Origin of the sequence: Devosia sp. LjRoot16, assembly GCF_964252795.1 — a bacterium.
GTDB lineage: Bacteria > Pseudomonadota > Alphaproteobacteria > Rhizobiales > Devosiaceae > Devosia_A.
In genome coordinates, this window is record NZ_CAXUPH020000005.1 from 254186 (window position 1) to 266459 (window position 12274).

10 protein-coding genes are annotated in these 12274 nt (G+C 66.1%); 9 read left to right on the plus strand and 1 reads right to left on the minus strand.

All coding sequences use genetic code 11. From position 1 onward, the window contains the following. Positions 1 to 75 precede the first annotated feature (75 nt). The 9 genes from ACSQ23_RS22575 to ACSQ23_RS22615 all read left to right on the plus strand — a co-directional run bounded on the left by ACSQ23_RS22575 (position 76) and on the right by ACSQ23_RS22615 (position 11134). Positions 76 to 1650: a sugar ABC transporter ATP-binding protein gene (locus tag ACSQ23_RS22575; RefSeq protein WP_436091982.1), complete on the plus strand. Its 1575-nt coding sequence runs from the start codon at positions 76 to 78 to the stop codon at positions 1648 to 1650. Next, the gene (locus tag ACSQ23_RS22580) at positions 1647 to 2663 is read left to right on the plus strand and encodes an ABC transporter permease (RefSeq protein ID WP_436091983.1); all 1017 of its coding nucleotides are present in this window, start codon (positions 1647 to 1649) and stop codon (positions 2661 to 2663) included. The genes ACSQ23_RS22575 and ACSQ23_RS22580 overlap by 4 nt, the downstream gene beginning before the upstream one ends. Positions 2664 to 2684: 21 nt before the next feature. Then, positions 2685 to 3689, plus strand: a complete 1005-nt coding sequence (locus tag ACSQ23_RS22585) for a LacI family DNA-binding transcriptional regulator (protein WP_055999226.1) — start codon at positions 2685 to 2687, stop codon at positions 3687 to 3689. 243 nt (positions 3690 to 3932) lie between these two features. After that, positions 3933 to 6401, plus strand: a complete 2469-nt coding sequence (ligD, locus tag ACSQ23_RS22590; RefSeq protein WP_436091984.1) for a DNA ligase D — start codon at positions 3933 to 3935, stop codon at positions 6399 to 6401. Between the two features lie 9 nt (positions 6402 to 6410). Beyond that, positions 6411 to 7310: a Ku protein gene (locus ACSQ23_RS22595; RefSeq protein ID WP_436091985.1), complete on the plus strand. Its 900-nt coding sequence runs from the start codon at positions 6411 to 6413 to the stop codon at positions 7308 to 7310. A gap of 206 nt (positions 7311 to 7516) precedes the next feature. Continuing rightward, positions 7517 to 8596 (plus strand): tetratricopeptide repeat protein, encoded by a 1080-nt coding sequence (locus tag ACSQ23_RS22600; protein ID WP_436091986.1) that lies wholly within the window; start codon positions 7517 to 7519, stop codon positions 8594 to 8596. Then, positions 8596 to 9240 (plus strand): alpha/beta hydrolase family protein, encoded by a 645-nt coding sequence (locus tag ACSQ23_RS22605; RefSeq protein ID WP_436091987.1) that lies wholly within the window; start codon positions 8596 to 8598, stop codon positions 9238 to 9240. The genes ACSQ23_RS22600 and ACSQ23_RS22605 overlap by 1 nt, the downstream gene beginning before the upstream one ends. After that, positions 9237 to 10010 (plus strand): exodeoxyribonuclease III, encoded by a 774-nt coding sequence (locus ACSQ23_RS22610; protein ID WP_055999991.1) that lies wholly within the window; start codon positions 9237 to 9239, stop codon positions 10008 to 10010. The genes ACSQ23_RS22605 and ACSQ23_RS22610 overlap by 4 nt, the downstream gene beginning before the upstream one ends. 236 nt (positions 10011 to 10246) lie before the next feature. Beyond that, positions 10247 to 11134 (plus strand): siderophore-interacting protein, encoded by an 888-nt coding sequence (locus ACSQ23_RS22615; protein ID WP_436091988.1) that lies wholly within the window; start codon positions 10247 to 10249, stop codon positions 11132 to 11134. Positions 11135 to 11337: 203 nt separating this feature from the next. On the opposite strand, the gene pip is transcribed toward ACSQ23_RS22615, so the two are convergent. Then, positions 11338 to 12273, minus strand: a complete 936-nt coding sequence (gene pip, locus ACSQ23_RS22620) for a prolyl aminopeptidase (RefSeq protein ID WP_436091989.1) — start codon at positions 12271 to 12273, stop codon at positions 11338 to 11340. Position 12274: the final 1 nt, after the last annotated feature.

The following is a 12274-nucleotide window of genomic DNA, read 5'->3' on the forward strand; positions in this document are numbered from 1 at the left end:
GCGCGCCAGTGGTGCGATGTGCAAGCATCGCGGCCATTGGTGCGTCAGAGGCACTAACTATTGGGGAGGGGACCGATGGCTGCAGTTGCCGCCGCGGAACAACTCGCGCCGCCGCTTCTCGAAGTGGTCGGCGTCTCCAAGCATTTTGCTGGCGTTGTGGCGCTCAACGACGTTTCGCTCGAGGTGCGGCGGGGAGAAATCCTCGGGCTGCTCGGTGAGAACGGCGCGGGCAAATCGACGCTCTTAAAGATTCTCTCCGGGGCGCAGCCGCCGACCAGCGGGCGCATCGTGTTCGATGGCGCCGACTATCGGCCGCACAGCCCGGACGCAGCCAAGCGCGCCGGCATCGTCACCATCTACCAGGAACTGAGCTTGATCCCGACGCTGTCGGTGGCCGAGAACATCTTCATCGGGCGGGCGCCGCTGGGGGCGTTCGGTATTATCGACTGGCGGCGGATGCGGCGCGAGACCACCGGCATCATTGCCCGGGTGGGGCTCGGCATCGACCCCGACACGCCGGTATCGGCGCTGTCGGTGGCCGAGCAGCAACTGGTGGAGATTGCGCGGGCGCTGTCGCTCGAAAGCCGGCTGATCATCATGGACGAGCCGACCTCGGCGCTGACCGAGACCGAGGTCAGCCAGCTGCTGCGGATCATGAAGCAGCTGCGCACCGAGGGCGTCGCCATCATGTTCGTGACACATCGGCTCGAGGAGGCCTCGGCGATCTGCGACCGGATGACGGTGCTGCGCGACGGGCGGCTCGCCGGGCATCTCAATCGCACCGATACGCCGATCCCGATCCCGCAGATCATCGAAAAGATGGTGGGGCGGGCGGCATCGGAACTCTACGCCCGGCCGACGCAGCGCAACGCCGCCGGCGCGGTGCGGCTCAGCGTCAGGGGCTTGCGCACCGTGCGCGACCCGGAAGCACCGCATGCCATCGTGCTCGATGGCGTCGATATCGATCTCAAGGCCGGCGAAATTCTCGGCGTGGCCGGGCTGGTCGGTTCCGGTCGCACCGAACTGGCGCGCGCCATCTTCGGGGCCGATCGGATTGCTGCCGGTACGGTGACACTCGATGGCAAGGCTATTGCGCCGGCTTCGCCCGCCGACGCGATCGAACTGGGCATCGGGCTGGTGCCGGAGGATCGGAAGCACCAGGCGATCTTTTCCATGCTGGGCATCCTGCAGAATTTCTCGGTGGCGGCGCTCAGGGCCTATTCCAACGGGCTGGGATTGATGGCCGAGGGCAAGGAGCGCGCGGCGCTGGCCGAATACAAGAAGGCGCTTTCCATCCGCATGGCATCGCCGGAGCAATCGATCGACGGGCTGTCGGGCGGCAACCAGCAGAAGGTGATCCTCGCCCGCTGGCTGGCGCGCGACCCCAAAGTGCTGATCGTCGACGAGCCGACGCGCGGCGTCGATGTCGGGGCCAAGGCGGAGGTGCACCAGATCCTGGTGCAGCTCGCGGCGCGTGGCATCGCGGTGATGGTGATCTCGTCCGAGCTGCCCGAGGTGCTGGCGGTGAGCGACCGGATCGTCACCATGCGGCAGGGGCGGATCACCGGCGAGATGCCGGCAGTGGACGCGACGGAAGAAAAACTGATGGCGCTGATGGCGCTCGACCAGCGGCAGGGGGAGACCAGATGACGACGACAACCGAACCCGCCGAAAAGAAGGGCCCCAACACCTTCGGCATCCTGAAGCGCTTCGGGCCGCTGCTGTTCCTGTTGGCGCTGGTGGTGGTGTTCACGGCGCTGAAGCCGAGCTTCATCGACCCGATCAACGTGTTCAACATCATGCGGCAGATCTCGATCACCGGGCTGATCGCGCTGGGGATGACCTTCGTCATTCTCACCGCCGGCATCGACCTCAGCGTCGGCTCGCTCCTCGCCTTCTGCGGCATGGTGGCGGCAGTGGTGGCGAAGGGCGGCACGGCCAACTCGATGTCATTGTCAGCCGGTGGCGGGCAAGGCTTTGGCTGGTTCGCGGCGCTGCTGGCGGCAGTGGTCGTCGGCTCGCTGGCCGGCGGCGTACAGGGGCTGGCGATTACCCGGCTGAAGGTACCGCCATTCGTCGTGACGCTGGGCGGCTTGACGATCTTCCGCGGGCTGACGCTGACGCTCTCCAATGGCGGGCCGATCTCCGGGTTCGATGCCTCGATGCGCTGGTTCGGCACTGGGCTGGTCGGGCCGGTGCCGGTGCCGGTGATCATCTTTGCGGTGGCGGCGCTGCTCTGCCACCTGGTGCTGCGCTACACCCGCTATGGCCGCGCGGTCTATGCGGTGGGTGGCAATGCCGAGGCGGCGCGGCTTTCGGGCCTGCGCGTCGATCGCATCCTGATCTCGGTCTATGTCATTGTCGGGTTCTTTGCCGGGCTCGCGGCGTTCGTCCTCTCCGCACGGCTCAACTCGTCCGAGGCGGTGGCCGGCATCGGCTACGAGCTGACGGTGATCTCTGCGGTGGTGATCGGCGGCACTTCGTTGTTCGGCGGCATCGGCAGCGTTGGCGGCACCGTGGTCGGCGCGGCGCTGATCGGCGTGCTGCAGAACGGGTTGCAGTTCAACAATGTCTCGTCCTACACGCAGTCCATCGTCATCGGCCTGATCCTGATCGTCGCCGTGGCCTTCGACCGCTGGCTCAAGTCGAGGTCGCGCGGCTAGGAAGGGGTCCCGGGAGCAGCAATGGTCACCATCAAGGACGTTGCCAAACGCGCGAACGTCTCGTTCACGACCGTCTCCCATGTGATCAACAACTCCCGCCCGGTGAGCGAGGACGCGGCCCGCCGGGTCAACGCCGCGATTGCCGATCTCGGCTATTTCCCGTCCGACGTGGCGCGCGCCCTGCAGTCGAGCCGGACGCGGACCATCGGGATGATTGTCACCACCACCTCGAACCCGTTCTTCGGCGAGGTGATCCGTGGGGTGGAGCGGGCCTGCTTCAAGCATGGCTACACGTTGATGATCTGCAACACCGACGACGTGGCGACCAACCTCGTCGCCTATATGCGGACGCTGTTCACCAAGCGGGTCGACGCGGTGGTGGTGATGACCACCAATGCCAGCCCGGAGTTCTTCCGCCGGCTCGGACAAATCAAGCGCGTGCCGGTGGTGGCGATCGATGCACCGGCCGACACGGTGGCGTCGGTATTTTCCGACGACTCGATTGAAGGCGGACGGCTGGTCGGCGCCTATCTGGCGAAAGCAGGCTTCCGGCGCATTGTCTGCGTCTCGGGGCCGGAGAGCCACCCGCGTATGGCCGATCGCATCGCCGGGCTGACGGCGGGGCTCGCGGCGCATGGCATAGCGCTCGACGGGGACTGGCTGGTCCGCACCGACCTCACCATGGATGGCGGGCTCGCAGCAGCGCGTCAGATCCTCGGGCGACCGGGGCCGCGACCCGAGGCGATCTTTGCGCTCAGCGACATCATGGCGATCGGGCTGCTGCATGGGCTGCACGATGCGGGGGTCGAGATCCCCGGCGAAATCTCGGTGGTGGGCTATGACGACATCGAGTCGGCAGCGCATTTCTTCCCGCCGCTGACCACGGTGCGGCAACCGATCGCCGACCTCGGGGCGCAGGCGGCGGAAGCAGCGATCAACCACCTCGATCGCGGCGTGCCGCTGCCGCGAAGCACGCAGCTCAAACCGGAACTGATCTTCCGGCAGTCGGCTCGGCGGTTGGACTGAGACGGGCTGACATTGCCACCAATGCCGCTGCCCATCGTGGCTCTCCCCTCATCCGGCGCTACGCGCCACCTTCTCCCCGACGGGGAGAAGAATCCGGATAGCTCAGCGGTCGCCCCTTGTTCCTCTCCCCGTCGGGGAGAGGGTGGATCGGCCGAAGGCCGAGACGGGTGAGGGGGGTAGCCACCGAGCTATCCAGCAGCCAAGGCACTGCAATTCAATCGTGAAATGCTCTAGCTTCGCGCCATGGCCGAGACCAAGCTCAACAAGTACCGCGGGAAACGCGACTTCTCCAAAACCATGGAGCCCGCCGGTGGCGCTGTGGCGTCCGGCAGTACGCGCTTCGTGGTGCACAAGCATTCGGCCACCGCCGACCACTATGACCTCCGCCTCGAGCATGATGGGGTGCTGCTGAGCTGGGCGGTGCCGCGCGGCCCGTCGCTCAACCCGGCCGACAAGCGGCTGGCGGTGCATACCGAGGACCATCCGATCGAATATATCGACTTCGAGGGGGTGATCCCCGAAGGCGAGTATGGCGGCGGGCCGATGATCGTCTGGGACACCGGCGACTGGGCGCCGATGGAGGATGTCGACGCCGGCCTCAGGAAGGGCGGCTTCAAGTTCCGGCTATGGGGCGAAAAGCTGAAGGGCGGCTGGATGCTGACCAAGCTCAAGGGCCGCCCGGGCGATAACGACAAGGAAAACTGGCTGCTGTTCAAGGAGCACGATCCGGCCGTCGATACCGAGACCGATATCCTCGCTGAGCGACCCGAGAGCGTGAAATCCGGCCTCACCACCGAGCAGTTGCTGGAGGCGGCGAAGCCGAAACCGATCAAGTTGCTGAAGGCCTCCGCCGTCACGGGCGCGGTGAAGGCGCCGCCGCCCGAACAGGTGGAGCCGCAGCTCGCCGCCTCGGCCACCGAGCCGCCGCAGGAGACGCGGGCGGCGCAGTGGGTGCACGAGATCAAGTTCGACGGCTACCGCACCATCGCCCACGTGATCGACGGCAAGGTGAAGCTGATCACCCGCAGCGGTATCGACTGGACCAAGCGCTATGGCGACCTGCCCAAGGAGTTTGCGAAGCTTCCGGTCAAGCAGGCGATCATCGACGGCGAGATCGTGGTGCTGGACGAGCGGGGCATCTCCCGCTTTTCGGCGCTGCAGGATGCGCTGTCGGAGGGCGCCGGCAGCAAGCTGCATTTCTATGCGTTCGACATGCTCTATCTCGATGGCTACGACCTCAGGGGAGTATGGCTCACCGACCGCAAGCAACTGCTGGCGCAGATGCTGGGCGGGCACGTCTCCGGGCGTTCGGCCATCCAGCTCAGCGACCATGTCGCGGGCGACGGCGAGGCGCTCTACGAACGAGCCTCGGAACTGGGGCTCGAGGGCATCGTCTCGAAGCGCACCAACGCCACGTACCAGTCGGGCCGCACCTCGACCTGGGTGAAGGTGAAGGCCAAGCCCGTCGGCGACTTCGTCATAGCAGGTTATACCGTGTCGGCGGCTGCTGAAGGGCTGGCCTCGCTGGCGCTGGCCGAGTTCGTTGATGGCGAGCTCGAGTATCGCGGCAAATGCGGCACCGGGTTCGATGCGCCGATGCTGGCGCAGCTCTTGCGCCGGCTTGAGCCGTTGCAGGATCCGGCGCTGAAGCTCGAGGGCGCGCCCAAGGACATCATCTGGGTGCAGCCGGTGCTGCGCTGCAAGGTGCACTACGCCAACATCACCTCGGACAAGCTGTTGCGGCACTCGGTGTTCAAGGGGCTGATCGAGACCGAGCTCACCGCCTCGGCGGCGCCACGGCAGCGGCTGATTACCGATGCCGACCTCGCTTCGATTACGATCACCAACCCGGAGCGGCGGCTGTTCGGCAAGAGCGGGCCGACCAAGCTCGATATCGCGGTCTACTACGCGGCGGTTGGCGATTTCATGCTGCCGCATCTGTTCAACCGGCCGGTGTCGCTGTTCCGCTGCCCGACCGGGTTGTCGAAGGACTGCTTCTTCCAGCGCCACGCCTTCAAGGGCATGCCGAAGAGCATCAACGTATTCGAGACGCAGAATTCCGACGAGGAGGACAAGACCTACCTCACCATCGAGGACGCCAAGGGCTACCTGGCGCTGGCGCAGTTCGGGGTGGTGGAGTTCCATGCCTGGGGCAGCCACCTGACGCATCTCGATAAGCCCGACCGGGTGACCTTCGATCTCGACCCGGGCGAGGGGATCGAGTTCCGCGAGGTGGTGGAAGCGGCGGTGCACCTGCGCGGTGAGCTCGAAGCCTTCGGGCTGGTGCCGTTCGTCAAGACCTCGGGCGGCAAGGGGCTGCATCTGGTGGTGCCGATCGAGCCCAAGCAGAACTGGAAGCAGGTGCACGCGGTGACCGGCGAGATGGCCGCGACGATGGCGAAGACGGCGCCCGATACGTTCGTCACCACCATCGGGGCGCAGAACCGCAAGCGCCGCATCCTGATCGATATCCATCGCAATGCGCGCAGTGCCACGGCGGTGTCGCCCTATTCGCTCAGGGCGCGGACCAATATGCCGGCCTCGACGCCGCTCGACTGGCGCGACCTCGAAAGCATCGACGCTCCGGTGGATTTGAACTACTCTACGCTTCCGGGATTATTAACCACGTCCGGCGATCCGTGGGCCGAGATTAACCTGTCAGCCCGCCCTCTGCCTGCATCATCCAAGGCTGGACGTAGTACGCGCGCGTAGGAGACGAAGGTGGCACCCAGGGCAAGCTGGAAAGGCTATATCAAGCTGAGTTTGGTCAGCTGTCCGGTGAAGATGTATCCGGCGACGAGCGCGTCGGAACGGATCACCTTCAACCAGCTGCACAAGGACACCCATAACCGGATCAACATGAAGCCGGTTGATCCTGAGCTGGGTCTGGTGGAGCGCAGCGACCTCGTCAAAGGCTATGAGTACGAGGACAAGCAGTACATCATCATCGACGAGAGCGATCTCGAAGCGGTGCGGATCGAATCCAACCACACCATGAACATCGAGGCCTTCGTCGACGAAGACGAGGTCGACGTCATCTACCAGGACGCGCCCTATTACCTGGCGCCGGATGGGGCGATGGCGGAAGAGACGTTCGCTGTGCTGCGCGAAGCGATGCGGCAATCGGGCAAGCTCGCCATCGCGCGGCTGGTGCTGACCAACCGCGAGCGGGTGATCACCATCGGAGCGCGGGAGAACGGCATGTTCGTCACCGTGCTCCGCAACCCGAGCGAAGTGCGCGGCACGGCCGAGTACTTTGGCAACATCCCCGAGGTGAAGCCGGAGGCGGAGATGCTGCAGCTGGCCGAAAAGCTGATCGAGCAGAAGGTCAAGCCGTTCGATCCCAAGGATTACGAGGATCGCTACGAAGTCGCGCTGATGCAGATGATCCGCGAGAAGCTCAAGGGTCACAAGCCGATCATCGCGGCAGCGCCGGAGCGCGGCAATGTCATCAACCTGATGGATGCGCTGAAGGCGAGCCTGGGGCAGGCGAAGCCTGCCGCGCCGAGCAAGGCCAAGGCCGAGCCGGCAGCGCCGGCCAAGAAGCCATCGCTGAAGGAAGCGGTGGCGGCGTCGAAGGCGGCAGCAGCCAAGCCGGCGGCGGCGAAGAAGAAGGCGTAGCACCGGATGCAGCGCGCTGGGCGACCCCTCACCCCAACCCTCTCCCCAGAGGGGCGAGGGGGCGGTGTGGCACTGCCGGTGCAAACTGCGTCCCCTCGCCCCTTCAAGGGGCGCAATATGCGCTCCCGGGGGGAGAGGGCCAGGGTGAGGGGCCGCCAAGCGAACCGGGCTGGCGGATCACCCCTCATCACCTGTAGAATCAGCTGATGCGGAAATCGGACAGCACTGTCGGTATCGTGGGGGCGCTCAGCGCGTTTCCGCGACGGCTGGCGGCGCGGGCGATGGGGACCAAGGGCAGCCGGCTGCGGCGTGGCCTGACCCGCCATACCGGCACGCTGGTGCTGGGTCGGACACTGCTCGACAAGCTGTCGGACACCGAGATCGAATTGAAGGTCGCGAGCTTGCGCGAAACCGACGCGACGCTCCTCAGCGAGAACGGCTTTCTGCGCTGGCTGGGGCTGTTGAGCGCGCCCGAGCAATCCAACCTCAGCCGGCAATCGCTGCTCGATCAGAGCAAGCTCGATGCCCGTGCCTTTGATCTCCTGGTGCTGTTCGACGCCTTCGAGCATCACACGGAACCCTTCTCTTTCCGCGACCTGATCCTGTCGCGCAAATATGCCGGGCTCCTGGCCGGCGGCGCCACCTGGGGGGCGATTGCGCGCTCGGTGCATCGCTCCGGGCCGGTGCAGTCGCTGACGGCGATGTCGCTGCATCCGGGCGGGCCGAAGCGCATCCGGGCGCTGATCGGCGATCAGCCGGCCGAGCTCGATGGACAGCGGCTGCTGGCGCTGGCGCCGATCGAGGACGAGTCCGAGGAGTACTTCTCGCTCGCCGAGGCGGCGGAAGCGGCGGGGCTATTTGCCGAGGCGGCGGTGCTCTACGGCCACTGCCTGTCGATCGACCCCAACGACTCCGTTGCGGCCTATAACCGGGCCAACTGCCTCAAAGCAGCGAACGACAATTCCGAAGCGGCGAACGCCTATATGCAGGCGATCAAGCGCGACCCGGATTTCGTCGAGGCGTGGTTCAACTATGCCGGGCTGTTGCGCGAGGAGGGCAAGATTGCCATCGCGCGCCAGCACTTGAAGACGGCGATCGACATCGACCCCGACTATGCCGATGCGATCTACAACCTCGCAACGCTCGAATATGACGCCGGCAACCTCGGCGAAGCGCGGCGCTGGTGGGTGCGCTATCTCGAACTCGACCAGGACTCGGAGTGGGCGAAGACCGCCTCGCGCGGCATCGCCTATGCGGACCTTCACACACGGAAATCGGCTGGCTGATGACGACCAGTTTTCTCTTTGACGGCCCCGAGGATGCTCGGGTGACGATCCTCCTGGCCCATGGCGCCGGAGCGCCGATGGACTCGGCCTCGATGAACGCCACCACCAAGGCGCTCGCCGCAGCCGGCTTCCGGGTGGCGCGCTTCGAGTTTGGCTATATGGCGGGCCGGCGGACCGACGCCGGCAAGAAGCCGCCACCGAAGGCCGAAACGGTGATGCCCGAATATGTGGCGGCGATCGACGACCTCGGGCCGACCACCGGACCGCTGCTGATCGGCGGCAAATCGATGGGCGGGCGGGTTGCCAGCATGATCGCCGATGCCGAGTTTGAGGCCGGTCGGATCGCCGGGCTCGTCTGCCTCGGCTATCCCTTTCATCCGCCGGGGCGGCCGGCGCAGTTGCGCACCAAGCACCTGATCGGGCTCAAGACCCCGGCGCTGATCTGCCAGGGCACGCGCGACGAGTTCGGCGTGCCCGACGAGGTCGCGACCTATGGGTTGTCGCCGCAGATCGAGGTGAAGTGGCTCGAGGATGGCGACCACGACCTGAAACCCCGCAAGGCGATTTCGGGGTTCTCGACTGCCGATCACCTGAAGACAGTGGCCGACAGCGTCGCGGCGTGGGTCGGGCGCATCGCGCCTTGAAGGTCGCGACCTTCAACATCAACAACGTCAACCGGCGGCTCGATAACCTGCTGGCCTGGCTGGATGAGGCCGAGCCCGATGTCGTCTGCCTGCAGGAGCTGAAGGCGAGGGATCACCAGTTCCCGGCGACGGCTTTGGCCAATGCCGGCTATGGGGCGGTGTGGCGGGGCGAGGCGAGCTGGAACGGCGTCGCCATCCTCGCCAAGGGCGTGGAACCGGTGCTGACGCAAGAGTCGCTGCCGGGCGACCCCGAGGATACGCAGGCGCGTTACATCGAGGCGGCGGTCAACGGGGTGGTGATCGCCTCGCTCTACGCGCCCAACGGCAACCCGCAGCCGGGGCCGAAATTCGATTACAAGCTGAGCTGGGGCGAGCGGCTGATTGAACATGCGGCGGAGCTGTTCGACAGCGGCGTGCCGGTGGTGCTGGCGGGCGACTACAACATCGTCCCCGAGCCGCGCGATATCTACGTCACCACCTCGTACCGCGACAACGCCCTGGTGCAGCCGCAGAGCCGCGAGCAGTTCCAGCGGCTGCTCGACCAGGGCTGGACCGACGCGCTGCGGAAGAAATTCCCCGATACGACGCTCTACACCTTCTGGGACTACATGCGGAACCGCTGGCCGCGCGATGCCGGGCTCAGGCTCGACCACATGCTGTTGAGCAAGCAGCTTGTGCGCAAGCTCGGGGCTGCAGGGATCGACCGCGAGGTGCGGGGTGAGGATGGCGCGAGCGATCATGCGCCGGTGTGGATCGAACTGAAGGTGTGAGGGGCCTGGCATCGAGCCTGAGGCCCCACCCCCTCCCATCCTCCCCCATCAAAGGGGAGGTGCCGTTCAGAGTGTGAGGCGCGATCAAAGCCAACTCCACCGGCCCGACACCTCCCCCTTGATGGGGGAGGATGGGAGGGGGTGGAGCCGCCCGCACAGAACTCCAAGTCTTAAGTTGACTGCAAACATCAGAATTAGTAGCGCAGTACCCATTGTTTTGGGCGATGGGTTCGACGATGGCGCCGCTGAAGCTGATCAAGGGCACGGTTATCGGCCGGCAGATGGTGACGCCCGGCATGGTTCGGGTGACGCTGGGCGGCCCCGACATCGCGGCGCTGAAGACGACCGGCGTTGGCGACGAGTATGTCCGGTTGTTCTTCCCCGACCTCGCCACCGGCGAACTGGTGCTGCCCGAGGTCGATGCGCAGGGCTTCTGGAAATATCCCGAGGGCAAGAAGCCGGCGCATTGCGAGTGCTACACCATCCGCTATTTCCGCGATGGCGAGATCGACCTCGACTTCGTGGTGCACGAGAATGGCAGGGCGAGTGAATGGGCGCAGGCGACCGAGCCCGGTGACGAGATCGTGCTGCGCGAGCCCTACGGTATCTACGAGGCCCCTGCCGATGCGGATTGGCAGCTATTCGTCTGCGATGCCACCGGGCTGCCAGCACTGGGCCGGCTGCTCGAGGGGCTCGCCGAGCATGTTGAGGCGCGGGTCATCGTCGAGGTGCCGGACAAGAGCCACGAGCAGCGGTTCGAGAGCAAGGCCAAGGTCAAGATCGTCTGGCTCCACGGCGCCGGCAACGGCATCGCGGCGAGCCAGCTCGAAGACGCGGTGAGGTCGATGACGTTCCCGTCCGATCGCTCGGTCTATGTCTGGGTGGCGTCGGAGGCCAAGACCGTGCGGCCGATCCGCAAATACTTGCGGCACGAGCTGAAATGGCCGGCGACGCGCTACTCGATCACCGGCTACTGGACCGACAAGCTGGCGGAATGGGAGCGCAACTGGGGTGCGCTCGATCCGGCGGTGAAAAAGCAGATCGACGATCTATGGCGCTCCGGCCGCGACGCGCAGGACGTGCGCGACGATGTCGAAGCGGTGATGGAGAAGTTCGGGCTTTAGCTCTTCCCTTCTCCCCTCCAAGGGGGCGCAATAGCGCCTCCCGAGGGAGAAGGTGGCGCGAAGCGCCGGATGAGGGGTGAGGCGGTGCAAAGCGCGCTCGCTGAGAAGCTGAACCCCTCACCCTAGTTCCGCTACGGACCTTCGGTCCGAGCTGCACTCCCCTCTCCCCTCAGGGGAGAGGGGACGCAGGCGGCTGATTTGGCTCAAGCTGCAAAACTGCGGATCGCCGCCGTCACCGCCTCGGTAATCCCCGGGTCGCTGAGCGAATGGCCGGCATTGTCGACCACCCGCACCTCCGCATCGGTCCAGATCGCCGCCAGTGCGTGGGCGGTGCGGGGTGGGCAGAGCAGGTCGTAGCGGCCCTGGACGATGATGCCGCGGATGCCGGCGAGGCGGTGGGCGTTGGCCAGCAGCTGGTTGGGCGCCATGAAGCTGTCATGGCTGAAATAGTGCGCTTCCATCAGCGCGGTGGCCGGGACGCGCGACGAGGGTGAGAAATCGAGCCGCGTGGTCGCCGGGCGCACTTCGGAGAGGATGCGCTCGGTGTCGCCATAGGCGCGAGCCGCCGGGCCGTGGACTGCGACATCGGGATCGAGGATGCGCCGGAAATAGCTGTCGACCGGGGACAGCCGCTCCTCCGGCGTGAGGAGGCTGAGGAAATCCTCGTAGAGATCAGGATAGAAGGTCGATAGGCCGGTGCCGAAGGCCCATTCCAGCTCGGCGCGGGTGCCGAGGAAGGTGGCGCGGAGCACGATGCCGAGCACGCGCTCGGGATGCGCCTCGGCATAGGCGAGGGCGAGCGTCGCGCCCCAGGAGCCGCCGACCACCAGCCAGCGTTCGAAGCCGAAATGCATGCGGATGCGCTCCATGTCGGCGACCAGATGCGCGGTGGTGTTGGCCTCACGCGACCGTGCCGGGATGGAGCGGCCGGCGCCGCGCTGGTCGAACAGCACGGCGCGGAAGCGGTTGCGGTCGAAGAGCTGGCGGTGCGCCGGCTGGCAGCCGCTGCCGGGCCCGCCATGCAGGTAGACCGCAGGGATGCCGTCGGCGGCGCCGAGGGTCTCGATGTAGAGCTCGTGCCCGTCGCCGACGGGGAGGCGGAGGGTGGCGGGGGTGGTAGTGAAGTCGTCCAGCGGCACG